General features: G+C 72.6%; 25 protein-coding genes. 17 read left to right on the top strand and 8 right to left on the bottom strand.

Going from position 1 to position 25036, the window contains the following annotated elements; translation table 11 throughout:
- Positions 1–11: 11 nt before the first annotated feature.
- The gene (locus tag FHR37_RS25285; protein WP_092651680.1) at positions 12–218 is read right to left on the bottom strand and encodes a DUF3073 domain-containing protein; all 207 of its coding nucleotides are present in this window, start codon (positions 216–218) and stop codon (positions 12–14) included.
- A 653-nt stretch (positions 219–871) separates the two neighbouring features.
- On the opposite strand from FHR37_RS25285, the gene FHR37_RS25280 reads away from it, so the two are divergent.
- Together FHR37_RS25280 and FHR37_RS25275 are read left to right on the top strand one after the other, a co-directional pair.
- On the top strand, positions 872–1720 hold the full coding sequence (locus tag FHR37_RS25280) for an NAD-dependent epimerase/dehydratase family protein (RefSeq protein WP_139239078.1): 849 nt from the start codon (positions 872–874) through the stop codon (positions 1718–1720).
- Positions 1721–1908: 188 nt separating this feature from the next.
- Complete coding sequence (locus FHR37_RS25275; RefSeq protein ID WP_092885813.1) at positions 1909–2586, top strand: ThuA domain-containing protein; 678 nt, start codon at positions 1909–1911, stop codon at positions 2584–2586.
- Between the two features lie 113 nt (positions 2587–2699).
- Here FHR37_RS25275 and FHR37_RS25270 read toward each other — a convergent pair whose 3' ends face one another.
- The gene (locus FHR37_RS25270; protein ID WP_092885811.1) at positions 2700–3782 is read right to left on the bottom strand and encodes a Glu/Leu/Phe/Val dehydrogenase family protein; all 1083 of its coding nucleotides are present in this window, start codon (positions 3780–3782) and stop codon (positions 2700–2702) included.
- Between the two features lie 132 nt (positions 3783–3914).
- Here FHR37_RS25270 and FHR37_RS25265 point away from each other — a divergent pair, with 132 nt between their 5' ends.
- The 7 genes from FHR37_RS25265 (at position 3915) to FHR37_RS25235 (ending at position 10121) form a co-directional block, all read left to right on the top strand.
- Positions 3915–4745: a hypothetical protein gene (locus tag FHR37_RS25265; RefSeq protein ID WP_092885809.1), complete on the top strand. Its 831-nt coding sequence runs from the start codon at positions 3915–3917 to the stop codon at positions 4743–4745.
- Positions 4746–4985: 240 nt separating this feature from the next.
- The gene (locus FHR37_RS25260) at positions 4986–5204 is read left to right on the top strand and encodes a BldC family transcriptional regulator (RefSeq protein ID WP_092651690.1); all 219 of its coding nucleotides are present in this window, start codon (positions 4986–4988) and stop codon (positions 5202–5204) included.
- A gap of 409 nt (positions 5205–5613) precedes the next feature.
- Complete coding sequence (locus FHR37_RS33300) at positions 5614–6528, top strand: DUF4129 domain-containing protein (RefSeq protein WP_202818240.1); 915 nt, start codon at positions 5614–5616, stop codon at positions 6526–6528.
- The gene (locus FHR37_RS25250) at positions 6525–7142 is read left to right on the top strand and encodes a hypothetical protein (RefSeq protein ID WP_092885807.1); all 618 of its coding nucleotides are present in this window, start codon (positions 6525–6527) and stop codon (positions 7140–7142) included. Before FHR37_RS33300 ends, FHR37_RS25250 begins: the two co-directional genes overlap by 4 nt.
- A complete protein-coding gene (locus tag FHR37_RS25245) occupies positions 7139–8233 on the top strand; it encodes an AAA family ATPase (protein ID WP_175542654.1) in 1095 nt (364 codons plus the stop codon). Before FHR37_RS25250 ends, FHR37_RS25245 begins: the two co-directional genes overlap by 4 nt.
- Positions 8230–9537 (top strand): DUF58 domain-containing protein, encoded by a 1308-nt coding sequence (locus FHR37_RS33295; RefSeq protein WP_092885805.1) that lies wholly within the window; start codon positions 8230–8232, stop codon positions 9535–9537. The genes FHR37_RS25245 and FHR37_RS33295 overlap by 4 nt, the downstream gene beginning before the upstream one ends.
- Positions 9534–10121: a hypothetical protein gene (locus FHR37_RS25235; RefSeq protein ID WP_092885803.1), complete on the top strand. Its 588-nt coding sequence runs from the start codon at positions 9534–9536 to the stop codon at positions 10119–10121. The genes FHR37_RS33295 and FHR37_RS25235 overlap by 4 nt, the downstream gene beginning before the upstream one ends.
- Before the next feature lie 84 nt (positions 10122–10205).
- Here the strand turns inward: FHR37_RS25235 and FHR37_RS25230 are convergent, their stop codons facing one another.
- Positions 10206–10730, bottom strand: coding sequence for a VOC family protein (locus FHR37_RS25230; RefSeq protein WP_092885801.1), 525 nt, complete (start codon positions 10728–10730; stop codon positions 10206–10208).
- 157 nt (positions 10731–10887) lie between these two features.
- Here FHR37_RS25230 and FHR37_RS25225 point away from each other — a divergent pair, with 157 nt between their 5' ends.
- The 3 genes from FHR37_RS25225 (at position 10888) to FHR37_RS25215 (ending at position 12650) form a co-directional block, all read left to right on the top strand.
- Positions 10888–11397, top strand: coding sequence for a MarR family winged helix-turn-helix transcriptional regulator (locus tag FHR37_RS25225; RefSeq protein WP_202818239.1), 510 nt, complete (start codon positions 10888–10890; stop codon positions 11395–11397).
- Positions 11398–11485: 88 nt separating this feature from the next.
- A complete protein-coding gene (locus tag FHR37_RS25220) occupies positions 11486–12139 on the top strand; it encodes an HAD family hydrolase (RefSeq protein WP_092885924.1) in 654 nt (217 codons plus the stop codon).
- A gap of 7 nt (positions 12140–12146) precedes the next feature.
- Positions 12147–12650 (top strand): hypothetical protein, encoded by a 504-nt coding sequence (locus tag FHR37_RS25215; RefSeq protein ID WP_092885796.1) that lies wholly within the window; start codon positions 12147–12149, stop codon positions 12648–12650.
- Between the two features lie 36 nt (positions 12651–12686).
- On the opposite strand, the gene FHR37_RS25210 is transcribed toward FHR37_RS25215, so the two are convergent.
- Positions 12687–15491, bottom strand: coding sequence for a helix-turn-helix transcriptional regulator (locus FHR37_RS25210; RefSeq protein WP_202818238.1), 2805 nt, complete (start codon positions 15489–15491; stop codon positions 12687–12689).
- 171 nt (positions 15492–15662) lie between these two features.
- Here FHR37_RS25210 and FHR37_RS25205 point away from each other — a divergent pair, with 171 nt between their 5' ends.
- A complete protein-coding gene (locus FHR37_RS25205) occupies positions 15663–16031 on the top strand; it encodes a nuclear transport factor 2 family protein (protein ID WP_092885794.1) in 369 nt (122 codons plus the stop codon).
- A gap of 135 nt (positions 16032–16166) precedes the next feature.
- Entirely contained in the window at positions 16167–17150 is a 984-nt protein-coding gene (locus FHR37_RS25200; protein WP_092885920.1) for a zinc-binding dehydrogenase, read from the top strand.
- 202 nt (positions 17151–17352) lie between these two features.
- Here FHR37_RS25200 and FHR37_RS25195 read toward each other — a convergent pair whose 3' ends face one another.
- From FHR37_RS25195 to FHR37_RS25185, 3 genes are all read right to left on the bottom strand, one after another.
- On the bottom strand, positions 17353–18504 hold the full coding sequence (locus tag FHR37_RS25195) for a L,D-transpeptidase (RefSeq protein ID WP_175542653.1): 1152 nt from the start codon (positions 18502–18504) through the stop codon (positions 17353–17355).
- 517 nt (positions 18505–19021) lie between these two features.
- Positions 19022–20284 carry a serine hydrolase domain-containing protein gene (locus FHR37_RS25190; protein ID WP_202818237.1) on the bottom strand — a complete coding sequence of 421 codons (1263 nt, stop codon included), beginning with the start codon at positions 20282–20284 and terminating at the stop codon, positions 19022–19024.
- A gap of 203 nt (positions 20285–20487) precedes the next feature.
- Positions 20488–20964, bottom strand: coding sequence for an NUDIX hydrolase (locus FHR37_RS25185; RefSeq protein ID WP_092885792.1), 477 nt, complete (start codon positions 20962–20964; stop codon positions 20488–20490).
- A gap of 209 nt (positions 20965–21173) precedes the next feature.
- On the opposite strand from FHR37_RS25185, the gene FHR37_RS25180 reads away from it, so the two are divergent.
- Positions 21174–22586, top strand: coding sequence for an SGNH/GDSL hydrolase family protein (locus FHR37_RS25180; RefSeq protein ID WP_237768954.1), 1413 nt, complete (start codon positions 21174–21176; stop codon positions 22584–22586).
- Between the two features lie 69 nt (positions 22587–22655).
- Here the strand turns inward: FHR37_RS25180 and FHR37_RS25175 are convergent, their stop codons facing one another.
- Positions 22656–23042: a VOC family protein gene (locus tag FHR37_RS25175; RefSeq protein WP_092885790.1), complete on the bottom strand. Its 387-nt coding sequence runs from the start codon at positions 23040–23042 to the stop codon at positions 22656–22658.
- 69 nt (positions 23043–23111) lie between these two features.
- Between FHR37_RS25175 and FHR37_RS25170 the strand changes: the two genes are divergently transcribed.
- Together FHR37_RS25170 and FHR37_RS25165 are read left to right on the top strand one after the other, a co-directional pair.
- The gene (locus FHR37_RS25170) at positions 23112–23903 is read left to right on the top strand and encodes a TetR/AcrR family transcriptional regulator (protein ID WP_237768953.1); all 792 of its coding nucleotides are present in this window, start codon (positions 23112–23114) and stop codon (positions 23901–23903) included.
- A gap of 289 nt (positions 23904–24192) precedes the next feature.
- Entirely contained in the window at positions 24193–24996 is an 804-nt protein-coding gene (locus FHR37_RS25165; protein WP_092885788.1) for an SDR family NAD(P)-dependent oxidoreductase, read from the top strand.
- The last annotated feature ends 40 nt before the right edge of the window (positions 24997–25036 follow it).

Here is a 25036-nt window from a genome sequence, read left to right as displayed (position 1 = left end):
GTCGGCCGTGGTCAGCGGCGACGTGCGATGCGATAGTCCTCGTCGGCCCCGTCTTCGTCAGGCTCGTCGGGGTCGTCCTGCCCGCCACGAACGTTGCCGTTCGCTTCCTCACGACTCGACAGCTCTCGCTGTAGCGCTTCGAGGTCGGTGTCGTGGGTGCGGTACTTCAGCTCCCGGGCGACCTTCGTCTGCTTGGCCTTCGCACGGCCGCGCCCCATGGGTCGACCCCCTCGCACAACATAAACCGGGGCAACACGTCATAGACGTGTGCCCTCGGGCTCACGGTCTCATCTGCTCGTGGGTCAACGGTACCGGCATGTGCCCGGATCGTGCACCTGGGGTGGGTCCGGATCATCCCGCGACGCCCGGCGACGGCCCGGCGGGCGGCTGCCCGAACCAGGAGAATCCGTACGTCGTGCCCGGCCACGGCCGGCAGGACGCCGCCCCCGTGTTGCCCCGGTACCGCCCGCGTTCCGGCCCCGAGCAGGGCCGGAACAGGCCCTGAAACGGTTCTGAGCGGCTCGTCAGCGGCTCGTCAGCGGCTCCGTGAGCGCGAACAACGGTCGGAACGGCCGGCTCGGTCGCCGGCCCGGCGGCGTGAGACGGACGTCCGGACGAATCGTGGCGGACCCCGAGCACGGCTGTCCGGTTTCGGCACCGCCGGGCACCCGTGCGGAGCCGTGGTCGAGCCGTCACAGCGTCTTCGCGGGGGCTGTCGTGGAGCCTTCGCGGGGCTGCCACGGAGACCTACGGGGGACGGAGTCCGGGATCGGGCACACCCGTCCGGCCGCCGGAATCGCACCGGACCCTCCCGGCATGGTGCGATAGACGTGGACCGGCGATCAGCGTGGCCGTACGGCCGGCGAAGCCGATGACCCCCTTGACACCGGACGGGACGGACGACCAGCGGATGACCCAGCGCAGGGTGCTGCTCACCGGAGCGGCAGGCAACGTGTCCCGGCTCCTGCTACCCGGCCTCGCCGGCTACTCGCTCCGGCTGACCGACCGGGCGGACCGGGCCAACTCCATCCCGGCCGACCCCATCCCGGCCGACTCCGCCGGCTCCGCCGGCTCGGTGGAGGTCCGGCCCGGCGACCTGGCCGATCCGGACTTCGTGGCCGAGGTGGTCGCCGGCATGGACACCGTCGTGCACCTGGCCGCCGACCCCAGCCCGCAGGCGTCCTGGGCGGACCTGCGCGGCCCGAACTTCGACGTGGTGGCGTCCGTCCTGGAGGCGGCGCTGGCGGCCGGGGTGCGCCGGGTGGTGCTGGCCAGTTCGGTGCACGCGATGGGCGCCTACGTCCGGCGGGGAGAGGTGCCGATCGATCCGGCCTGGCCGCCGTCGCCGTGCTGCCTGTACGGCACGAGCAAGGCGTTCACGGAGGCGATCGGGCGTACGTACGCCTATCGCACCGAGCTGTCGGTGGTGTGCCTGCGGTTCGGTGGCGTCCAGCCCCGGCCGGGCTCGGTCGGCGGGCTGCCGTCCTGGATCGGGCCGGAGGACCTGCGGGCACTGGTGGTCGGCGCGGTCGAGGCCGACGCGGCGAAGGTGCCGTTCGGCGTCTACCACGGGATCTCCGCCAACACCCGCCACGAGTGGGACACCGGCAACGCCACGGCCGACCTCGGCTACACGCCGACCATGGACTCCGAGGCGTTCGCCGGCTCGGTGAGCCCCGACGAGGAACGCGGCCTGTGCGCCGTCGGCCCGCTGCCCTAGCCTTCCGAACCTCCAGCCGTCAGAACCTCCAGCCTTCCGAACCCAAGCCGTCCGAACCCCCAGCGACACTTCGCACCACCAGATCCCCGTGAGGCCCGTACCCGACACATCGGCGTCTCGGCGTTACGTCCTCGCGGTTCCGCCGGCCGGCGACCTTCGATCGCCGGCCACCTCTCGTAGGAGGAAACGTGAGCGAGCAGGGAAAGATCCGCGTCCTCGTCTGGTCCGAGCACACCGCGCCCAGGGAGTGGTACCCGCACGACATCAACGGCGCGGTCGCCGACGGCCTGCGCCAGGACAAGGACCAGGGGTTCCAGGTGAGCACGGCCGAGCTCGTCGACCCCGGCCAGGGCGTGCCCGAGGAGGTGCTCGCGCAGACCGACGTACTCGCGTGGTGGGGGCACATGCTGCACCGCAACGTCAGCGACGAGACCGTCGACCGGATCGAACGGCACGTCAAGGAACGCGGGATGGGCTTCCTCGCGCTGCACTCCTCGCACATGGCCAAGCCGTTCACCCGGCTGATCGGTGACGACGGCCGGATCGGCGGCGTGAAGCACGACGCGGGCCCGGAGTCGATCAAGGTGCTGGCTCCGGAGCACCCGATCGCCGCCGGCGTGAGCGACTTCGCCATCGAGGAAGAGGAGATGTACGACGAGGAGTTCGGCTGCGGCAAGCCGGACACGGTGGTGTTCCACTCGACGTTCCCCGGCGGGCACGAGTTCCGGTCCGGGTGTGCGTACACGGTCGGCAACGGGCGGGTGTTCTACTTCCGGCCGGGCCACGAGGAGAACCCCACGTACTACCGGGACGACGTACGCCACATCATCCGCAACGCCGCCCGCTGGGTGGCCGGCCGGTCCTGACGCCGGGAACACAGAACGACAGAAACACCACGACCGCGGGTCCGGCCAGGTGCCGGGCCCGCGGTCGTGTCAGGCGTGCGCAGGTGAGCGCCCCGGCGGCCGCTCAGCGCCGGTCAGCCGCTCGGTGCGTTCAGCCACAACGGCCGGCCGCGGCCCGCGTCGGCCATCCGGCGTTCGGCCAGCCGGTCGGCGGCGACCACGGGGGGTACGCCTTCGGCGTCGGCCGCCTGCAGGACCTCGCGGGTGGTGTCCAGGATCCGCGCGGCACGGGCCCTGGCCCGCTCGAAGTCGAACCCGTGCAGCTCGTCGGCCACCTGGATCAGGCCGCCCGCGTTGACGAGGTAGTCGGGCGCGTACAGGATGCCGCGGTCCTGCAGCAGCTTCTCGATGCCGGGGTGGGCGAGCTGGTTGTTGGCGCCGCCGCAGACGACGCCGGCCCGCAGCCGGGGCACGGTGGTGTCGTCCAGCGCGCCGCCCAGCGCACAGGGTGAGTAGACGTCCAGGTCGGCCTCGACCAGCGCCATCGTGTCGGTCACCACGTCGACCTCGGGATGCTTTTGGCGTACCCGCTGCACGGCCGCCTCGCTGACGTCGGTGATCACGGCCTCGCCTCCGTCGGCGAGCACGTGGTCGACCAGGTGCCGGCCGACCTTGCCGACGCCGGAGACGCCCACGCGGCGGCCGCGCAGGGTCGGCGTACCCCATCGGTGTTCGGCGCAGGCGCGCATGGCCTGGAAGACGCCGAACGCGGTGAGGACGGAGGAGTCGCCGGCGCCGCCCTGCTCGACGGTGCGGCCGGTGACGTGGCGGGACTCCCGGGCGATCACGTCCATGTCGGGCGAATAGGTGCCCACGTCGCAGGCGGTGATGTACCGGCCGCCGAGGGACTCCACGAACCGGCCGTACGCCCGCAGGAGGGGCTCGGTCTTGTCCCGGTCGGGGTCTCCGATGATCACGGCCTTCCCGCCGCCGAGGGCGAGTCCGGCCAGGGCGGCCTTGTAGGCCATCGCGGTGGACAGGTTGAGGGCGTCGGCCACGGCCGCGTCCTCGCTGGGGTACGGGTGGAACCTGGTGCCGCCGAGGGCCGGCCCGAGAGCCGTGGAGGAGATCGCGATGATCGCCTGCAGCCCGCTCGTCTCGTCGGCGCAGAAGACCAGTTGCTCGTGGCCGGGATGTCGGCCGAAAAACTCCGTCACGTTGGTGACTCCTCGCTGAGCGTGCCCGCAGGGGGTGGGGCGGGCGTCCGGCTCCACCTTAGAGCGATAACGACTGCTCAGGATCTCACTGGACAGGTGCCGCGAACCAACGGAGAGGTGCACGATGGGAGCATGCGGACTTCGGTCGTCACGCCGTACTGCTGCTACCTGCGGGTTTATGAGCCGCTGCCCGCCTTCCCGGCCGGCGAGCGGACATCGTGGGAAGCCCAGGTGCGGGTGCCCGAACGTCCGGAAACGTCATCTTTGGCCGTGACCGAGCAACGGGAGTCGCTCGCCGCGTTGTTACCAATGCTGCCACCTGGTGCCGTGTCGCGGGCGCGTCGCGCTTATGCCATGGAGGTGGAGGGCAACCTCCTGCTGTGTCCGGACGAATCCGCCCTTCGGGTCCGCCAGGCACTTGGTGATCTCATGATGTCGTTGCCTGAGCACGTGCTGCGGGTCCTGCTGCCCGCGGGCGGACTGGATCGTGTCGACTTCGACGCGCTCGGTGAGAACGAATGTCCACCGGACGCCGAGCCCCACATCCTGACCGCGCGCTGGCACGTTCCGCTGGCCTGGTTCGTCATCTTTGGTGATGAGGACCGCAGTATCGGGATGGATCCTGTGGAGCTTCGCTACCGCGCACCCATGGTGGAGGCGCGCCGCCGGCTCAGCCGGGCCCACCGGCTGCTGACCCGGGCTCGCCCGGATTGGGAGATGGAGCCGCTTCGCACGCTCGGCCGCTGGATCGAGTCGTTCCATCCGCACAGCTGGGTGGAGCTGGACTACGGCGGTCTCGTGCGGCTGATGGGCTCGGAGCGGATGACCGCGGACCGCTCCGCCAGTGACGTTGCCGCCGCCCTCCAGGCGGTGGCGAAGGGTGACGACGAGGAGGCGAGAACGATCTACCACCGCCTACGGAAGCAGTGGTGGGAGATGCGCGAAAAAGAGCGCGCATCGTGAAACACCGGAACAGGTCCGGAAATTCTGGGAAAACTGGGCGGAACTACCGGATACGGGTTACGGTGAGTCACGTGAGGAGAGGGGTGGACTGGGACCACTACGTCGCGTGGGGGATGCATAACACGGCGTGACCAAAGTGGTGCTTGTCCTGACACAAGCCCCTGTCCTCGTAGAGGGATTCGATGCACCATGGAGGGTGCGGGACGGACGAATGTCCGCTTCTCGTGGAGGAGGCCGCTCATGACGACACGTACGCCGGAGACCGAGTCTCTGCTGACGCCGGCAGAGGTCGCGGCCATGTTCAGGGTCGACCCCAAAACAGTGACCCGGTGGGCTAAGGCAGGCAAGCTCAGCTCGATCCGGACACTTGGGGGACACCGGCGTTACCGTGAGTCCGAGGTGCGAGCGCTGCTGGCCGGGGTTCTCCCCGAACAGCGCGGGGGAGCAGAGAGCCGCTGAACGGTGGTTGTCTCACGCTCGGACACGCAGGTATTGCGAGGTGGCGGTCCATCCCGATGATGGGAGGGGCCGCCACTTTCCTGTCTCCGTACGACCTCGTCGTGCGTGCGGGACTTCTGTGCGTACGGGCTTCTGTGTGCGGGGCTTTCCGGGTGTGCGGGCACTTGCGATGTGTACGAAGAGTTCCGACCGCAGCCACACCGTGCCCGGGTGCCTCCCCTCCGACGGCTTCCCGTTCCCGCTGGTCGACCGTCCGACAACATCACTCTGAGTGAACGCGGGGCACGTCGCCGGAGCGACTGTCAGGGTCCGGCCAGATCGTTGCGGATTCGCGATTGGCGGCGCCCAGGGTGGTCCGGCAGGCTGACGAAGCTGACCGTCGAGGTGCCGGGGGCGGAAGGGGCGGGCTGTGCGTGCACGCGGACCGGCGGCCCGCTGGGCCGGCGTGGCCATGGTCGCCATGGTGCTGGTGCTCCTTGCCGCCGGCGCCGTCGGCCTCGGCTGGCAGGACCGGGTCTCCCTGAACTCCCAGCAGATCTCGGCGAGGACGATCGTCGGGATCTTCATGGTGCTGCTGGGCCTGAGCCTCGCGCTGGTCGTCGCGGCGCTGATCCTCGGGCCGTCGCTGCGCCGTAAGGACCGCCCGCAGCGGACCGGCGGGGCGAGCATGGTGATCGGTGCCGTGGTGATGCTGGTGATCGTGCTGGCGCTGTTTGCGTTCCGTGACCAGATCCAGTCGGCCCTGCAGGGCCACGGCGCGACGCCCACGACACCGCCCACCACGCTGCCCACCGGCCCGCCGGCCGGTGCCGAGACGGCCACGCCGGCACCGCGGCCGGGCGCACGCCCCACCTGGAACTGGCCGATCGCCGTCGCCGCCGGGTTCGTCGTCGGCCTGGTCGCGCTCGCGCTGGCCCTGGTAGTCCGCCGGCAGGCGCCGCAGGTGCGCGAGGTCGAGGTCGAGCCCTCCGTGGCCGACGTGCACGCGGTCGTCGCCGCCGGCCGGGCCGCGCTGGCCGACCTGGACGAGCCGCGGGCGGCCGTGATCGGGGCGTACGCGGCGATGGAGGAGGCCCTGGCCCGGACGGGAGTTGCCCGCGCCGCCGGCGACACGCCCACGGACCTGCTGCGGCGGGCGGTGGACGCCGGGCTGTTCAGCGCCACCGGAGCCGCGGCGGCGGAGGAGCTCACCGAGCTGTTCCGGCAGGCCCGCTACACCCGGCGCCAGCTCGATCCGCAGGTGCGCATCCGCGCCGTGGACGTACTCGGCCGGCTGGACACCGAGCTCCGCGTGGCGGCGAGCCGGGGCGAGGCGGCCGGGTGAGGCAGCTTCGCCCGATCCTGATCGTGCTGCTGCTCGGCGCGACCGTCACCCAGCGGCTGCAGGGGCTGCTGCTCGGGCTCACCGTCCTGGCCGTGGCCGAAGTGATCGGTGCGGTGCTGCGGCTGCAGGGCCCCGAACGCGCGCGCCGCCGACCGGTGTGGGACTGGCTGCGGCGACTGCCGTTCCCGTGGCGTCGCCGCCGGAGGACGTCGGCGGCGTCGTTCTCGGCGTACGACCGGATCGTCGCCGACATCGGCTGGGCGAGGTTCTCCCGGCGCGACTTCGACGTCGGGCTGCGCGAGCGGCTGCTGGCGGTCGCGTCGGTCCGGCTGGCCGATGGGCACGGCGTCGACCTGGCCGCGAACCCCGAGGCGGCTCGCCGGCTGCTGGGTGAGGAGGCCTGGGACCTGCTGGGGCCGGGACGGCCGGCGTCCACCGACCGCACCGCTCCCGGTGTCGACCTGCGCACGCTGGACCAACTGGTCGGCACCCTCGAAAGCCTGCGACCCGAGGCGAGCGCCGAGTCACGTACCGAGGCACGTCCTGAGGCACGTCCTGAGCAGGATCCCGCGACCGGTCAGGGTGACCGGCCGGAAAGGAGCACCAGACCGTGACGACACCGCAGAACCCCTCGGCCACGCAGAACGCAGGCGCCACGCAGGACCCGTCCCCGGCGTCTGTCACCCCCGGCACGTCCGGCACGTCCGGTGCGCAGGGCCCGCCGGCGCTCCGCCCGGAGCAGACCCGGGAGCGGGCGCTGGCCGTCCTGGCCGAGCTGGAACGCGTGATCGTCGGCAAGCGCGGCCAGCTCACCCTCGTCCTGCTCGGCATCCTCGCCGACGGCCACGTCCTGCTGGAGGACCTGCCCGGCCTGGGCAAGACGCTGCTGGCCCGGTCGTTCGCGCACACGCTCGGCCTGCACTTCACCCGGGTGCAGTTCACCCCGGACCTGCTGCCCCAGGACCTCACCGGCGCGTCGATCTACCACCAGAAGACCGGCGAGTTCGCGTTCCGGGAGGGGCCGGTCTTCACCCAGCTGCTGCTCGCCGACGAGATCAACCGCACACCGCCGAAGACCCAGGCCGCGCTGCTGGAGGCGATGGAGGAGCGGCAGGTGTCCGCCGATGGGGTGACCCGCGCGCTTCCGTCGCCGTTCGTGGTGCTGGCCACCGAGAACCCGATCGAGTACGAGGGCACCTACCCGCTTCCGGAGGCGCAGCTGGACCGGTTCGTGCTGCGGACCCGGCTCGGCTACCTCACCGCCGAGCTGGAGGCGGACATGGTGCGCCGCCGGCTCGACCGGGGTGCGCAGCGGCCGGTGCCGAACCAGGTCGTGGAGCCGGCCGAGCTGCTGGCGATGAGCGCGTCGCTGGAGCAGGTCGAGGTGCACGACGACGTACTGGCGTACGTCGTGGCGCTGGTGCAGGCCACCCGCGAACACCCGAAGGCGCAGGTCGGCGCCAGCCCGCGCGGCACCCTGGCGGTCACCCAGCTGGCCCGGGGCGCCGCGGTGCTGGCCGGCCGCGACTACGTCACGCCCGAGGACGTGCAGCAGGTGGCGGTCGCAGCACTCGGGCACCGGCTGGTGCTGCGGCCGGAGCTGTGGGTACGCCGGGTGTCCGGCGAGGACGTGGTCGCCGAGCTCCTCGGCCGGGTGCCGACGCCCAGCACCCGGGTCTTCGACCGCACCGGCGCCGCCCGGTGACCGTGCCCGCCCCGGCGCGGCCGGCGTCGCCGTTGCCGGGCGTCGAGGTCACCCCGACCTGGCGGCTGAGCAGGCTCGCGGTCCGGCTGGCGGTGTTCGGCGCGCTGGCGCTGGTGGCCGGCATCGTCGCGGCCCGGCCCGAACCCGTCCTGGTGGCCGCGCCCTGCCTGGTCGCGCTGGTCGTGGCGCTGCGCCGCCCGCGCCCGGAGACGATCCGGGTGGAGGCGGCGCTGTCGGAGCCGCGCAGCTTCGAGGACGAGGACGTCGAGGTGCACGTGGTGGTGCGCGCGGAGGAGGTGCTCGGCGAGATCGGGCTGGACCTGGCGCTGCCGCGGACGTTCGAGGTCGACGGGGAGCGGGCCTGCCGGGAGTTCGAGGTGCGGAGCGTGTCGCACACCTGGACGGTCCGGGCGCGGCGATGGGGACGCTGGCGGGCGGGGCCGCTGCGGTTACGGGTACGCAGCCGCGGGTGGGGTTACGTCGGGACCGCCACGCTCTCGCTGGCCGAGCTCACCGTCTTCCCGCCGCCCTCGGCGGCCCGCGAGGTCGCCGTACCGCCGGCGCTGCTGGCCCGGATGGGCAGCCACGTCGCCAGGCGCCCCGGCCCCGGGGTGGAGTTCGCGGGCATCCGTACGTACGCACCCGGCGATCCGGTGCGGCGGGTCAACTGGCCGGTGAGCACCCGCCGCGGCGAGCTGTACGTCAACGAGTACGCCGCCGAGCGGGCCGCGGACGTGGTGGCGGTCGTGGACACCACCGTGGACCTCGGGCCGTTCGGGCGGTCCTCCCTCGACCTGGCGGTGCGCGGGGCGGCGACCGTGGTGCAGGCGTACCTGCGGTACGCCGACCGGGTGGGCGTGGTCACCCTCGGCGGCGCGCTGCGCTGGCTGGCGCCCGACGTCGGGACCCGGCAGTACTACCGGATCGTGGAGACCCTGCTCGCGTCCCGCGTGGACGAGAGCTACCTCGAACCCGAGCTCGCGCACTTCCCGCCGCAGGCGCTGCCGCCGGGCGCGCTGGCGTTCGTGTTCACCCCGCTGGTCGACGCGCGCGCCGCCGAGGCCGTACGCGACCTGCGTGAACGCGGCCACCCGGTGATCGTCGTCGACGTGCTGTCCACCGAACCCGACGCCTCGCCCCGGGACCCGGACAGCGAGCTGGCCCTGCGGGTCTGGCGGCTGGAACGGGAGGTCCTCCTGCACGGCCTGGCGGAGATGGGCGTGACCGTGCTGGCCTGGGACGAGGAGGTCGGCATCGCCCTGGACCGGGTCCGGCTGGAGCCGCTGCTGGGAGGTACCCGATGAGGATCGGTCCGCTCGCCGCGGCGGTGGCGGCCGGCGCGTGCGTCCTGGCGTTCGTGGTGGTCCTGCTGACAGTGCTGCCGCCGTCGGCGCTGGTCTGGGTCGGGCTGCCCACGGTGGTGGCGCTGTGCCTGGGATACGCGGGCGTGGCCGGCGCCTGCGTCCGGGGGCTCGGCGCCCTGGCCGACCTCGGGCTGGGCGCGTTCGGCATGGTCGGGCTGGCCCTGGCCGCGCTCGGCGTCATGCTGTCCGCCGACAGCGGGCGGCTGCCGGCGCCCACGGCGGCGGTCCTCGGACTGCTGGCGCTGGCGTACCTCGTGCTGGTGGAACTCGCCCAGTCGCTGGCCGGGGAGGACGGCTGGCAGCCCGAGGGCACCCGGGCAGCGGGCTCCGGCGCGAGTACGGCCTGCCTGGCCGGCTGGGTGCGGACAGTCGCACCGTTGCTCGCCGCCGGGCTCGCCGGCGCGGTCGTGCTGTCCGTCGTCGTCGTGCTCCCGCTCCCGCCGGCCGCCTGGCTGGTGGTGACGGCCCCGGCGATCCTCGCCGTCGCGGTCGTCCTCGTCCTGCCGCGCCACTCCCGCCGCTGAACCCGGGCCGGGTTACGCGGGTGCGCCGGCCCCGACCGAGGACGTACGTCCGCGGCCGGGTTCACGCCACGGCTTGGGCGGGGTTCACGCCGGGTCGGTCGCGGAGCTCGCGCCGGGCGTGGTCGCGCCGTACCGCCGCAGCTCCTGCTCCAGGTCGAGCGGGCGGACGCCGTCCTTGCGGCCGGCGAGGGTGGCCTCGTCGAGCAGGCCGGCCGGGACGAACCACGCCACCTCGAACTCGATGCCGTCCGGGTCGCGGCCGTACAGGCTCTTGCTGGTGCTGTGGTCGCTGGCGCCGACCAGCGCGCCGGCGGCGACCAGCCGGGCGCGTACGGCATCGAGCTCGGCGAGCGTGTCGACCTCCCACGCGAGGTGGTAGAGCCCGACGGTGACGCGGCCGGCCTGGGAGGCGCCGGCCTGCGCGCCGATCTCGAACAGGCCGAGGTCGTGGTCGTTGGCCGAGCCCGCGGCCTGCAGGAACGCCGCGCCGGTGAAGCCCTCCGGGGTCATGTCGACCCGCCGGAAGCCGAGCACGTCGGAGTAGAAGGCCACGCTGCGGTCGACGTCCCGTACGTACAGCACGGCGTGGTTGAGGCGGGTGATCGGCATGGCGACCGTCCTCCCTGGAGCGAGTCGGTTGATCGAGCGGACTTGATCGAGCGGATGTGATCGGACAGGTGGTCGAGCAGGTAGTTGAGCGCTTGACTATCTGCAGGCTAACAGAGAATCATCAAGCGTTCAACCAGTTCGGGGTACGATGGGGCCCGTGGCGGAAACCAGGTGGCTCGACGACGGTCAGCAGCGGGTCTGGCGGGACTTCCTCGCGGCGACCCGGCTGTTCTTCGAACGCCTCGACCAGGAGCTGCAGGCGGAGGCGGGCATCCCGCACGCCTACTACGAGATCCTCGTCCGGTTGTCGGAGCACCCCGGCCGGGAGATGCGGATGAGCGAGCTGGCCGACCAGCTCGGCTCGTCCCGCAGCCGGCTCTCCCACGCCGTCGCCCGGCTGGAGGAACGCGGCTGGGTACGCCGCCGCGCCTGCGCCACCGACCGGCGCGGGCACTTCGCGGCCCTGACCGACGACGGCTTCGCCGCGCTCGAGGCCGCCGCCCCCGGGCACGTGGAGGGTGTACGCCGGCATCTGTTCGACCAGCTCAGCGACGACCAGGTGGCCGAGCTCGGCACGATCAGCGCCACCCTCGCCCGGCACCTGGAGGCCGGCCGCGAGGGTGCGGCCCGGCGGGCCCGTGAGACGGGCGTCGGGGAGTCGGCGTAGGACCGCACGGGTCGGCGGGGGACAGCGTCGGCCGGCGTGGGTCGGCGGGGGACCGGGGCCGGACCGGGCATGGCCTAGGGTGCTCGGCGTGGCCTCGACGTACAAGCTGGTGATCTTCGACTGCGACGGCGTGCTCGTCGACAGTGAGCCCCTCGCCCTCCGGGTCGACACCGAACTCTTCGCCGAACTCGGCTGGCCGCTGTCCAGCGAGGAGATCGCGCGGCGGTTCGTCGGCCGGACCACCGACTACATGATGGGCGAGCTGGCCGCACACCTCGGCGGGCCGGTGCCCGAGGACGTCGACGCCAGGTTCACCTCCCGATACCGCGAGGTGCTGGCCGCCGAGCTCCGCCCCGTGGAGGGGATCGCGGCCGCGCTCGACCGGATCGCCGGCCTGACCTGTGTCGCCTCCAGCGGCAGCCACGAGAAGATGCGGTTCACGCTGGGCCTCACCGGGTTGTACGAACGCTTCGAGGGCCGCATCTTCAGCGCCACCGAGGTCGCGCACGGCAAGCCCGCGCCGGACCTGTTCCTGCACGCGGCGCGCACCCTCGGCGTCGACCCGGGTGAGTGCGCGGTGATCGAGGACAGCGAGTACGGCGTACTGGCCGCGCGCGCGGCCGGAATGACGGCGTACGGTTACGTCGGCGGTGGCATCATCCCCGCCGAACGGCTCGCAGGCCCCGGCACCACGTTGTTCGACGACATGCGCGACCTTCCGGGGCTGCTCGGGGAGGAGTGACCCGTCGATGTCGCAGGCCGGTCGGGAGAGTTCGAGCGCAGACCTTCGTCCGGAGGCGGGTTCGGCCCGTGCCGGGTCCTCCGGTGCGACCCGCTGGGTGCCGGCGATCCTGGCGGTCTCCTTCGTGGTCTCTGTCGTCCACTACGCCGACAACACCGTGCGCTTCGACCGGTACGCGCTCAACCCCGACAGCCCCGTCGCCAACGCGCCGTGGTCGGTCCCCCTGGCATGGGTGGTGCTCACCGCGGTGGGGCTGGTCGGCCTGCTCGCCTATCGCGCGGGGAACTGGTGGCGGGCGGTCGGCGCGTTCGCGGTCTACTCCGTCAGCGGCCTGGTCAGCGCGGTCCACTACACCGACGCGCCGCCCTCGGCGTTCGACGGTCTGCAGAACACGCTCATCGTCGCCGACCTGGTGGCCGGGGTCGCCGTCGTGGGACTGGCGCTGTGGGTGATGTTCCGGCGCGCGCTGGTGGCCGACGCCCAGGCGGGTGCCGCGCGTCTGCGGGGCTGACGGAGCTGGCGGGCTGGCGGGGCTGACCGAGGCCCCTCAGGAACCCGCGCGGACGATCGCGCCGAGTTGGGTGCGCGAGGTGACGCCGAGCTTCGGATACGCCTTGTAGAGGTGGTATCCGACGGTACGCGGACTCAGGAACAGCCGGGCCGCGATGTCCCGGTTGGAACTCCCCTCGGCGGCCAGCCGGACGATCTGCAGCTCCTGCGGGGTGAGGGACGCCAGCGGGTCCGGGGCCTGATCCACGGTCGGCGATCCGGACGCGCGCAACTCTGCCCTGGCGCGGTCCGCCCAGGGGGCAGCGGCGAGTTGCTCGAACGCGGTGAGCGCGGCAGCGAGCTGGGTACGCGCGTCGGTCGGGCGGTGGGCCCGGCGCAGCCACTCGCCGTACAGCAGCCTGGTGTGCGCGGCCTCCCACGGCTTCGCCGACGCCTCGTGCAGCCCGAGCGCCGCGACGAAGTGCCCCTCCGCCTCCTCCTCGGGTGCCACCAGCGCCCGGCACCGGCGGACGAGCGCGTCAACCCAGGGTTGGCGTACCCACGAGGCCCATTCGGTCAACCGGGCAAGGGATTCGGCGGCCCGGTCGGGTGCGCCGAGGCGGACCGCTGCCTCCACCTGGTCGGGTGCGCAGCGGGTCGCGGGGATCTGGTGCCGGGCCGGTCCGCGTGCGAGCGCCTCGAGCCGGTTCAGGCTCGCCTCGGTGCGGCCGGTCGCGAGGTCGTACGTCGCCAGCGCCCACTGGGTCCACGACGGGCCGGGTGAGGAGTCGCCGGCGGTCGCGGCCCGCACCGCGCCGACGAGTTCGCGCAGGTGCGGCTCGTCGCCGCGCACGGCGGCGAGGTAGGCGCGGACGCCGCCGAAGTGGCTCACCGCGTGTGCCTGGCCGGTGTCGGCGCCGATCCGCATCGCCTCGTCCAGCCGGGCGGCGGCGTCGCGGTGCCGGCCGAGGAAGAGTTCGGCCTCGCCGAGCGAGCCGAGGGCGCCCGCGAGCCAGCCGATCCGGCCGTCGGCGCGAATCCGGTCGACGGAGGAGGCGAACACGTCGTACGCCAGGTCGTCCTGCGCGGTGATCCAGGCCGAGCCGCCGATCATCACCGTGGTGCGGGGGTCGCCGGTGCCGACCTGGCCGAGCGCCTCGGCGACGATCGACGGCCGGTCGCCGTCGTCGCGGGCCTCGCTGTCCCCGGGGCCGGGTGCTCCGCTCGCCAACCTTCCCAGCAGGGCCATCAGCGGAAGGATTGCCCGGTGCGGGTGGCCGGCGGGCAGGCGTACGTCGCGCAGCCGGTCCGCCGTCGCCCGGCTCAGGTCGCGGTCCCCGGTGAACCAGGCGACGTACATCGCCTGCATCGACAGCCAGGCGGCCAGCTGCTGGTCGCGTGAGGCCGCGGCGGTGGCGCCCTCGAGCAGCAGGCGGTGCGCGGTGGGAAAGGCGCCGGCCCAGAAGTGGGTGTTCGCGCGGACCAGCGCGAGCCGGGCGCGTTCGGTCGAGCGCTCCTCGCCGGGGTCTCCGGGGTCGTCGGGGTCGTCGGGGTTGCCGGGAGTGTTCGGTACGCGGTCGGCGAGGGCGAGCGCGCGGGTGAAGTCGCCGGACTGGGCGGCAGCCTCGGCGGCCAGGAGCAACCGCCGGGCGCGGTCCCGCGCCGTGGTGCTGGATCGGGCGGCGCGTTCGTACGCCGTCGCTGCGGCCGCGTCCCCACCGCGCTCGGCCGCGCGGGTCGCGGTGGCCTCGAGCTCGGCGGCGACGTGGTCGTCCGGGCCGGTGCTCGCCAGCGCGAGGTGCCAGGCCCGGCGGTCGCGGTCGGCAGGGTCGGCGAACGCCGCGGCCAGCGCCCGGTGCGCCTTCAACCGCAATCCGAGCGGGGCCCCCTCGTACACCGCCGCCCGCACCAGCTGGTGGCGGAACCGGATGGTGCCCGCGCCGGCGACCACCAGTCCGGCGTCCTCGGCGTCGGCCAGGTCGGTGAGCCCGGCGCCGAGCTCGCCCGCCGCCCGCAGTACGACGTCAAGGTGCCCGGCGTCCTCGGCCGCGGCGACCAGCAGGGCGAGCTGCGTCCTCGGTGGAAGCCGGCGTACCTGCCCGTCGAAGGCGACCCGCAGACGCTCGGTCAGCGGGAGCGCGCCGGGCCGGGCCGCCTCACCCGACGGCGCGGCGGCGAAGGCCGCGGGGAGCTCCGCCAGCGCCAGCGGGTTGCCGTGCGCCTCGGTGAGCACCCGGACGCGCACCTGCGCTGTCAAGCGTTCCTTGACGGGATGGGAGTCGAGCAGGGCGGTCGCCGCGCCGGCGTCGAGGCCGGCGAGGTGGAGCTCGGCCAGCCCGGTGGAGGGGAACGCGTCCGCCGCGTTCCGGGCGGCGACCACCAGGGCCACGCCCTCGGCGTCCAGCCGGCGGGCGGCGAACGACAACGCGTCCGCCGACGCCCGGTCCAGCCAGTGCGCGTCGTCGACCAGGCAGACGGCACCACCGTCCTCGGCGACCTCCGACAGCAGCGACAGGACACCGAGCCCGACCAGGAACCGGTCGCCTCCCGCCGGCGCCGAGGACAGCCCGAACGCGGCGGAGAGCGCGCCGGCCTGGGGCGGTGCGAGGGCGCCGAGCCGGTCCAGCGCCGGGTGCAGCAGCAGATGCAGTCCGGCGTACGGCAGTGTCGCCTCCGCCTCGATCCCGGCGCCGCGGAGCACACGCAGCCCGGCGGCCCGCGCCCGGTCGGCCACGTCGTCGAGCAGCGCGGTCTTGCCGATGCCCGGCTCGCCGCGCAGGACGAGCACGCCGCTGCGGCCCGTGCGGGCTCCTTCGACCAGGCCCGCCAGGCGTTCCTGCTCCTCCGCCCTGCCGTACAACACCGCTGCACGGTACCCGGGGTGATCCGCACCAGTCATCCACCGGTCATCCACCGGTCAACCACCGGTCGTGCGCGGAGGGCGGACCAGTCATTCGACAGATGCCGCGGACGCCCCGCGATTCCTAGCGTGTGAGGCACAACGACAACGCACCACGACCGGAGGTTCACCACCATGAGCGACTTCACCGAACTCGTCGAGCGCTACATCGCCACCTGGAACGAGACCGACCCCACTGCCCGTCGGGCGGGGGTCGAGGCGGTCCTCGCCGAGGGCGGCACCTACACCGACCCGCTGGTCGACGTGGCCGGCCACGACGCCTTCGACGCGACCGTCGCCGCGGTGCAGGCGCAGTTCCCGGGCCTTGAGTTCCGGCTCGGCGGCGGCGTCGACACCCACCACGACATCGCGCGGTTCACCTGGGAGCTGGGGCCAGAGGGCGGCGAGGCGCTGGTCGTGGGGTTCGACGTCGCGGTCCGCGGCGAGGACGGGCGGATCCGGGCGGTGCTCGGGTTCCTGGACAAGGTGCCCGCCGGCGCCTGAGCGCGAAGCCCCTCACCGCCGTACGCCCGTCACCCGGACGGTTTGACCTGAACCAAGGTTGAGCCAGCAGGGTGGCGGGCGTAGGCGTGTTCAGAGCCGGAGCAGGACGTGGACCGAGGAGGGGACGTGGAACGGATGTGGGCCGTACGGGTGAAGGAGTTCGGTGGGCCGGAGGTCCTGGTGCCGGAGCGGGTGCCCGCGCCGGCCGCCGGGCCCGGCCAGGTCGTGGTCGGGGTCGACGTGGCGGACACCGGCTTCGTCGAGACCCAGATCCGGCGCGGTGCCTGGCAGGACTACTTCCCGATCGGGCTCCCGTGGGTGCCCGGCAACGCGGTGGCCGGCCGGGTGCTCTCGGTCGGTGCGGACGTGGACCCGGGCTGGACCGGTCGCCGGGTGGCGACCGCAACGGCCGAGTGGGGCGGGTACGCCGAGCAGGCGGTGGCCCTCGCCGAAACGCTGGTCGTGCTGCCCGACGAGGTGGAGAAGGCCGTCGCGGCGGCACTGCTGCACGACGGGGTCACCGCGCTCGGGGTGTTCGAACCGGCCGCACCCGCAGCGGGTGAGACGGTGCTGGTCACCGCCGCCGCGGGCGGGATGGGCGTACTCCTCGTCCAGTTGGCTCGGTCGGCGGGCGCCCGGGTGATCGGGGCGGCGCGGGGCGCGGCGAAGCTGGACCACCTGCGCACGTACGGCATCGACGTCGTCGACTACGGCGAACCCGACTGGCCGGCGCGGGTCCGGGAACTGGCCGGGCCGCGCGGTGTGAGCGTGACCTTCGACGGTGCCGGCGGCGCCCTCGGCCGGGCGGCGTTCGAGCTGACCGCCGACGGGGGACGCATGTCCGCCCACGGCGCGCCCGGCGGCGGCTTCGCCACCGTCGATCCACGCGAGGCCGAGCGCCGCGGGGTGAAGCTGCGCGGGATCACCGACGTTCAGTTCGCGCCGGTGGAGGCGGCCCGGCTGGCGGAGCGGGCACTGGAGCTGGCGGCCGCCGGCCGGATCGTCCCGATGATCGGGGCGACCTTCCCGTTGGAGCGCGCCGCCGACGCGCACGCGGCGATCGAGGCGCGCTCGGTGGTGGGCAAGACGGTGTTGACAGTGGGTCGACAGCAGGCCTGACAGGCGGTGTCGACAGCGGGGTAGGCCGCCAGGGGACAGTTGCTCGGGCGGGGGAGGGAGCCCGCCGCTCCCTCCCCCGCCCTTCCTTCCCCCCGGCGCCGGCTCGTCCGCGACGGCTCCGGCAGCCGTCATGATGTGCGGACGTGACCGACGCGTCCTGGCGGGACGTGGCCGGGCAGCAGCCCGGGCTGAGGGTCCGGTCTCAGCCGAGCGCGCTGCCGGCCTTCCATTGCGACCAGTTGAGGTTCCAGTCGCCGTAGCCGTTGGTGAGTTCCATCCGCGGACCGTCGGGGTTGTGCACCTCGACCGGGTCGCCGATGCGGGTGTGGTGGAACAGCCAGTCGGAGTCCTCCAGGTCCATGCCGACGCAGCCGTGGCTGACGTTGGAGTTGCCCTGGGAGCCCGTCGACCACTCCGCGGTGTGCAGGAACTCACCGCTCACCGTGACCCGGATCGCGTACTGCGAGAGCAGGCTGTAGCTCTCCGGCACGTTGATCATCTCGTTGGTGAAGACGTAGTCGGTCTGCTTGTCGATGATCACCTTGGTGCCCTGCCGGGTCTCCCAGCCGGGCTTGCCGCCGGTGACCGCGATGGTGCGCTCGAGCTTTCCGTCGACGTACGCCCGCGCGTGGTGGTCCACCAGGTCGACCTTGGTGATCACGGAGTTGCCGATCTCGAAGCTCCGGGTGAGGTTCGCCGTGCCCCACACGTCCGCACCCGCGTTCACCTTGTCCAGGTCGGCGGACAGCGTCACCTTGGTGTGGGTCGGCCAGTACTCCTTGGGCCGGTAGTGGATCTCGGACGGGCTGATCCAGTGCCAGGCGCCCACGACCGGCCTGGACGTCTTCACCTGCAGGCGTTTCTCCACCGCGGCACGGTTGCGTACGGCCGTGGAGAACCGTACGGCGATGGGCATGGCCACGCCGACCTCGGCGCCCTCACGCGGCATGACGTCGGTGTTCAGCGCCTTCGGCGGCTCGGTGGTGCTGAACGTCCGCAACGTCTCCGAACTCCTGCCGTCGGCGTTGACCGCCTGCGCTCGCACGCTGTAGACCTCGGTCGGTACCAGCGTGCCGGTGCCTGTCCACGTCGTCCGGGCGGGGTTCAGTGAACCCGTCAGCGCCCGCCCGGTCTGGTCGGTGACCCGGACCCGGGTGAGCATGCCTCCGGAGGCCACCACCCTGATCGGGGTGTGCAGGCCGACCGCCACCGCGTTGTCGAGCGGGTTGGTGGCGATCCGGGCCGGCGGCACCGGGCCGCGCTGGTCCTTGTCCGGACCACCGGACCCCGTGCAACCAGCCGCCAGGGCGGTGCACGCGGTGAGCGCGAGAATTCCGATACCGCGAATTCCCATGCCGCGAGTGCCGTGAATTCCGGAACCCCCCGTGGCGGGGCTTTCCTTCCGTCCGCGCGGACGGGTGAATTCGGCCGATCCGGAGAATTCGGGTGCACCGGTGAGTTGTGTCGGTGTCGAACCGGTGGTCTGCGCCGTGTGTGGCGGGCGCACTCGTCGTGGAACCATCTCGACCCCCTGTACCGGCGGGCTTCGGGCGAGGTGTGCGCTTCCTTCGGCAGGGCCTCGGCGCTGAGGTGGTGCACCTGTCTCGGGGAAGGTCATCGCTGTGGTGCCACACAAAGATTACCCAACGACAGAGTTCGGGGACGGTGAGTGAGAGTTTTTCGGCGTACGGCGGTGTGGCCCGCTCAGCGGGTCGTCGGAATGTCCGTACTAATGAACTCCGGTACCTTTTCGAGAATATCGAAATGATCGCGAAGAAAGGCATGGAACAGTTCTTCGCCTTTCGACCCGAAGGTCACCAACCGGAAATGCCTCCCGACCAGGCGTTGGGGTCGGATAACCGGACGCGGCCTCAGTCGCGGCGGACGAACAGGTCCGGGTCGAACGCGGCCGCCGCGAGGTTCTGCACATACGGCCCTTCCGAGCCGTCGCGGTTCCCGGTCGGGTTGAGGGAGTACACCGCGACCCGGCGCAGGTCCCGGGTGGCGAAAGCCGCCATCGTGTAGCCGGGCACCGAACCGCTCTTGCCCCAGGCGGTCACGCCGTTGGGAAGAGTCGTCTTCTGCAGTCCCATGCTGAAGCACGCCCGGCCCGCTTCCGGTCCCACCCGGCACGGAACGCCGCCGCCGGTGTAGGGCACGTCCGGGACGCCGAACAACCGAGCCTGCTGCGCCGGCGGCAGGAGCCGGCCGCGGAACAACGAGGTGACGAAGCGGGTGAGGTCGCCGGCGCTGGACACCATGCCGCCCTCGGCCCACGACCACGCGCTCTGCTCAGTCACGTCGACGAGCGCGCCGTCCACGGTGACGTAGCCGTGCGCGTGCGGCCCGCGCAGCCTGGTGTCGGCGTAGCCGGGAGCGGAGGTGTGCGACAGCCGCAGGGGCCGGACGATGCGCCGGCGTACCTCCGTGGTGTACGAGTGTCCGGTGACCTTCTCGATCAGCAGGCCCGCGACGAAGTAGTTCGTGCCGTTGTACCGCTGCTGCGTGCCCGGCGCGAACTCCATCGGCGCGCGGACGGCGTCCGCGACCACCTGGCCGGGCGTCCAGCCCTCCAGCCGGTGCTCGGCGAACCAGCGGGGATCAGTGTCGGCGTCGTCGATGTGGGAGACGGGCAGGCCGCTGGTGTGGTCGAGCAGCTGCCCCACGGTGATGTCGGGGTAGGACGCGGGCAGCAGGTGCGGAAGGTAGTGCTGGACCGGCCGGTCGAGGTCGAGCCGATGCTCGGCGGCAAGCTGCAGAACCACCACCGCGGTGAACATCTTGGTGCCGCTGCCGATCCGGAAGACGCCGTCGGCGGGCACCGGCCGGTGAGTGCGTACGTCGGCGACGCCGCCGGTCCCGGCCCATGCTCCTGACGGTCCGCTCACCCGGACCAGCGCGCCGGTCACGGTGGCCGAGGGCAGGTCGCCGATCGCCTCGCGGAAGAGATCCGGGTCCAGCGGTGGGAGCTCCGCGTTCGTCCCGCTGGTCGCGGAGGTGGCGGAGATAGTGGAGATAGTGGCGCGGGAGGTGGCGAACGCCGGTGTCGACGGTACGGCCACGGTCGCCATCACGGCGGTCAGGGCGAGGCCGGTGCACACCGCGCCCAGTCTGCGGCTTCTGCTGGAGATCACGAAACGCCTTTCCTGACAGGGGAAAGCGGGCAGGCGACCGATCGGCGGTCGCGCTCGATCCTGGACGCTCGGAGGTCCGTGGGCATCCGGGCTCGGGCCCGAGTACTCCCTGACCGAACCCCGCCGCCGTCTCGGGGTCGGCGATTCCGGCTCGTGCCCGACGGCTGGTGCGTTGCCGGGCTGCCCTGTCAGGTCGTGGGCGGTCAGGTGAAGCGAGCGGGTGTGCCGGGCCGCCACGTCAGGCCGTCGTCGATGCGCATCCGCATGGACGCATGGATGTCCAGGGACGGCAGGTCGCTCAGCGGTACCCAGCGGGCCGCACTGGTCTCACCCGGCTGCGGACGCAGTGAGCCACCGACCGGCTCTGCCCGGAAGCAGATGCTGAACTGCTGGCGTACCTCGCCGTCGTCGTACCGCATCACGTGCCGCGGGTCGGTGTAGACGCCGACCACGCCGGTGACCCGCACGTCGAGTCCGGTCTCCTCCGCGGTCTCGCGTACTGCCGCTTGTACGGCGGACTCGCCGCGGTCGACACCACCACCGGGCAGTGCCCAGCGGTCGTTGTCCACCTTGTGGATCAGCAGCAGGTGCGCCTCACGGGTGACGACCGCGGTGACCGACGGAACGATGCTGGTGGGGGACGGCGCGTTCGGGTCGTCCCAGAAGTCGACGCGTGCCATGCCGTCCCTCCGCTCTCGTGGTCCAGCGGTCGATGCCGAATCTCTTTGCCGACCTTCGTTGTCGGTGGTGTCCAGCATGCTGTCCGCACCGATGAGTTCAGGCCGGGACGCCGGTCAACACCGCAGAGCGTCTCACACCGTTCAACTGCCTCACCGCACTCCGTTCAATTGCCACACCGTTCCACACCCCTTATCCGCAAGGAGTTCTCATGCGCTCGAAGACTGCCCCGGCCGGAGCGACCAGACTGCCCGCGGCGTTGGTGGCCGTGCTCGCGACGCTCGCGTTGCTGGTCGCGTCGGCCGCCGTCGTCGGCCCGGCACCTGTCGCTCGCGCCGACGACCGATCCCCGAACGCCGGTCGATCCCCCAACGCCGGCCCATCCCAGAACGCCAACCCATCCCAGAACGCCGGTCGATCACCGGACGACGGCCGGCGCCATCCGGTCCCGCACTGGACCGCGGCGTGGGCCGCCGCCGTCCACCACCCATTCACCCTGTCGGAGTGGTTCGGCCCCAACTGGTCGATGGAGGGATTCGCCGACCAGACGGTGCGGCAGGTGGTCCGGGTCTCCACCGGCGGCAACCGGGTCCGGGTCCGGCTGTCCAACCGCTTCGGCACGGCGCCGCTGCGGGTCACCGGCGTCACCGTCGCCAGGGCGGGCGACGGCGCGGCCGTCCGGCCCGGGAGTCTGCGCCCGGTGACATTCGGCGGCCGGACGAGCACGACGATTCCTGCCGGCAGGGACCTCGCCTCCGACCCGGTGCGGCTGCCGACGCGGGCGCTGCAGCGGCTCGCTGTGACGACGTACTTCGCCCAGCCGACGGGTGCGACGACGTTCCACGAGGGCGGGCTGACCACGACCTACCGCGCGGACGGTGACCATCGCTTCGCCACCGCGGCCGGGCCGTTCGGCGACGAGACCACCCACTCCTACTACCTCCTGACCGGCGTGGACGTCACGCGCGGGACCGGTCGCCGGACCGGCACCGTGGTGACCTTCGGCGACTCCATCACCGACGGCGCGCTCTCCATGGCGAACGCGGACAACCGCTACCCGGACGAGCTCGCCGAGCGACTGGTGGCCGCCGGGCGACGGCTCGGGGTCGTCAACCTGGGCATCAACGGCAACAAGGTTCTGGGTGACTCGACCTGCTTCGGCGAGTCGGGAGTGGGGCGGTTCGGGCGGGACGCGCTCGGCCAGCCCGGAGTCCGCACCGTGATCGTGCTCGAGGGCATCAACGACATCGGCTCCGGCGGGCTGCCGGACAGCGGGTGCGGCGCTTCGCCGAAGGTCACCGCCGACCAGATCATCTCCGGCCACCGCGCCATGATCGCCGCCGCGCACGCCCGCGGGGTCAGGATCCTGGGTGCGACGCTGACCCCGGTGAAGGGCAACGAGTACGGCTACGACACCCCGGAGAACGAGCGGATCCGCGACGAGGTGAACCACTGGATCCGTACCAGCGGCGAGTACGACGCGGTGGTCGACTTCGATCGTGCGGTCGCCGACCCCGACGACCCGGACGCGTTCCTGCCGGCCTACGACGGTGGCGACGCCCTGCACCCCAACGACGCGGGCATGCGGGCGATGGCCGCGGCGATCGACCTGGCCGACCTCTGAGGTGAAGCGAGCTCTGAGGTGAAGCGGGTCCCGGGCGCCGTCCATCGGCACCCGGGACCCGGCCGTTCGTCAGGAGCGCGGGCCGTTCCAGTCGACGAGCTGGACGATCACGCCGTTGGGGTCGCGTACCTGAAAGGCGCGCTCGCCCCACTCCTCGGCGGTCAGGGGCATGGTGATCGGCACGCCCTCGGCCTGCAGTCGGGCGAGTTCGCCCTCCAGGTCCTCGACCACGAACGCGAGGATGATCCCGCCGGCGTGATCGTTTCGCTGGTCCTCGGGCAGGGTTTCCAGCCCGCGCCGCAGGAAGACGACGTTCATGCCGGCGTCCTCGCGGGTCAGCGAGGCGAAGCCGGGCGCGGCCATCTCCTCGGTGAAGCCGAAGTGCTTGGTGAGAAACGCGCTGGCGGCCGACACGTCGTCGACGTTCAGCGACACGGCGGACGAGGTGATCTTCACGAGACTCCCTGATGGTGCTGGTCCAGTAATTCCGTACACAGTACGTCGTACAACGTACGATGCGCAAGAATGATGCCCGTGCCGATCGAACGCAGCAGCGCCGGCGACCCCGCCCGCACCCTCGCCCTGTTGTGGCGGGACGCATCCGTGGTGCCCCGCCGCGGTCCCGCGCGCGGCCTCAGCCTGGACGCGGTGGTCGACGCGGCGACCGAACTCGCCGACGAGGAGGGCCTGGGGGCGGTCACCATGCGCCGGGTGGCGGAGGCGGTCGGGGTCGCGCCGATGACGCTCTACACCTACGTCAGGGGCAAAGCGGAGCTGCTCGACCTGATGCTCGACGCGACGTACGCCAGGATGCGCCGGGCCGACACCGGCGGCGAGCCGTGGAGGCAGCGGCTCACCGCGGTCGCGACCGAGAACCGCGCGCTGTACGACGCGCACCCGTGGGCGGCCGGCGTCTCCACCCTCCGGCCGCCGTTGGGGCCCGGGCTGGTCGCGAAGTACGAGCACGAGCTCGCCGCCTTCGACGGGCTTGGGCTCACCGACGTCGACCGGGACGACTGCCTGACGTACCTCCTGGCATTCGTCCAGGCCGGCGCCCGGGCCAGGATCGAGGCCCGCGCCACGGCGGCGGACAGCGCGATGAACGACGAGCAGTGGTGGGCGGCCGCCGGACCGTTGCTGTCCAGGGTGCTCGACCCGCAGGCCTACCCGCTGGCCACCCGGGTCGGTTCGGCCGCCGGCGCCGCCCACGGCAGCGCGCACGACCCCGACCACGCGTTCGCCTTCGGCCTGGAGCGGGTCCTCGACGGCCTGGCCGTCGTCATCGAGCGGAGCGCTCCGGGTCCGGCCGAGAGCTGACCGGGGCGAGCCACCTGTGCCTCAGGGCGTCCGGCCACGACAGTGAACACCACGGATCCGGGGCGACATCGGTGTCAACGTCAGCTTGACATGGGGCGAGCCGCCGAGTCGCTGGGCCGTTGTCGATCCGGTCCAGGCGGTCCGTCCGAAGGAGCGGATCCTCCACGCCTGGCTCCGGTCGTACGCCGGTCGGCGTAGCGGGATCTTCGCCCCTCGGCCGACGACCCGGCGGTGGTCACGCCGCCAGGATGGTGCGAGCCGAAACATCGGCAGTCTTCGAGGAGGAGCTGTGACGGAGCGGACGCTCGACAGGCAGGTCGCGATCGTCACCGGGGCCAGCCGCGGCATCGGGGCGGTCACGGCCCGGGTGCTCGCTCAGGAGGGCGCGACGGTCGTGTGCGCGGCCCGGGACGAGGCGGCGCTGTCGGAGGTGACAGAGGAGATCGCCGCGAACGGTGGCGACGCGCTGGCCGTCCCCACCGACGTCGGCGACCCCGAGTCGGTCGCCCGGCTGGTCGCCCGCACGGTCGAGGCGTACGGACGACTGGACGTCGCGGTCAACAACGCCATGGGTGGCGGGCACCCGCCGACCCGGCTGGCCGACGTCGCGGTCGAGGACTACGACAGTGCCCTGCGGGTGGGGCTGCGCGGGGTCTTCCTGTCCATGAAGTACGAGATCCCGGCGATGCTCGGGTCCGGTGGCGGCGCGATCGTGAACATGACCTCGACGGCCGGCGTCCACCCGATCGGCGGGCTCGCCGGCTACGTCTCGGCGAAGTCGGGAGTGATCGGCCTCACCCGCAGCGCCGCTCTGGACTACGCCGAGGCGGGAGTACGCGTGAACGCCTTGGCGCCGGGCCCGACCGCCACCAGGCGCCTGCGGACACCCACCCCGGACGTGGCGCGGCGCATCACCGACTCGGTGCCCATGCGCCGGGTGGGTACGGCGGAGGAGGTGGCCGCGGCCGTGGTGTGGCTGTGTTCACCGGCGGCAGCATTCGTGACCGGCACGGTTCTCCCCGTCGACGGCGGGATGCTCGCGGGTGCGGCGCCCTTCAGCCGGCCGGGGCCCGCACGGGTGCCCGGGGCGTAAAGCCGGGGGACCGGGGCGGGAGGAGCCGAAGCGAGGCGAG

It is taken from the genome of Actinopolymorpha cephalotaxi, from assembly GCF_013408535.1.
Classification (GTDB): Bacteria; Actinomycetota; Actinomycetes; order Propionibacteriales; family Actinopolymorphaceae; genus Actinopolymorpha; species Actinopolymorpha cephalotaxi.
Note: the sequence above shows the minus strand (reverse complement) of the source record. Positions and strands in the feature narration are given on the sequence as shown.

Coding starts and splice junctions, on each gene's coding strand:
- FHR37_RS25285 (WP_092651680.1), bottom strand. CDS start 218: ATGGGGCGCGGCCGTGCGAAGGCCAAGCAGACGAAGGTCGCCCGGGAG.
- FHR37_RS25185 (WP_092885792.1), bottom strand. CDS start 20,964: ATGGCACGCGTCGACTTCTGGGACGACCCGAACGCGCCGTCCCCCACC.
- FHR37_RS25280 (WP_139239078.1), top strand. CDS start 872: ATGACCCCCTTGACACCGGACGGGACGGACGACCAGCGGATGACCCAG.
- FHR37_RS25170 (WP_237768953.1), top strand. CDS start 23,112: ATGATGCCCGTGCCGATCGAACGCAGCAGCGCCGGCGACCCCGCCCGC.
- FHR37_RS25205 (WP_092885794.1), top strand. CDS start 15,663: ATGAGCGACTTCACCGAACTCGTCGAGCGCTACATCGCCACCTGGAAC.
- FHR37_RS25180 (WP_237768954.1), top strand. CDS start 21,174: ATGCGCTCGAAGACTGCCCCGGCCGGAGCGACCAGACTGCCCGCGGCG.
- FHR37_RS25215 (WP_092885796.1), top strand. CDS start 12,147: ATGTCGCAGGCCGGTCGGGAGAGTTCGAGCGCAGACCTTCGTCCGGAG.
- FHR37_RS25265 (WP_092885809.1), top strand. CDS start 3,915: ATGCGGACTTCGGTCGTCACGCCGTACTGCTGCTACCTGCGGGTTTAT.
- FHR37_RS25235 (WP_092885803.1), top strand. CDS start 9,534: ATGAGGATCGGTCCGCTCGCCGCGGCGGTGGCGGCCGGCGCGTGCGTC.
- FHR37_RS25260 (WP_092651690.1), top strand. CDS start 4,986: ATGACGACACGTACGCCGGAGACCGAGTCTCTGCTGACGCCGGCAGAG.
- FHR37_RS25195 (WP_175542653.1), bottom strand. CDS start 18,504: ATGGGAATTCGCGGTATCGGAATTCTCGCGCTCACCGCGTGCACCGCC.
- FHR37_RS25230 (WP_092885801.1), bottom strand. CDS start 10,730: ATGCCGATCACCCGCCTCAACCACGCCGTGCTGTACGTACGGGACGTC.
- FHR37_RS25200 (WP_092885920.1), top strand. CDS start 16,167: ATGTGGGCCGTACGGGTGAAGGAGTTCGGTGGGCCGGAGGTCCTGGTG.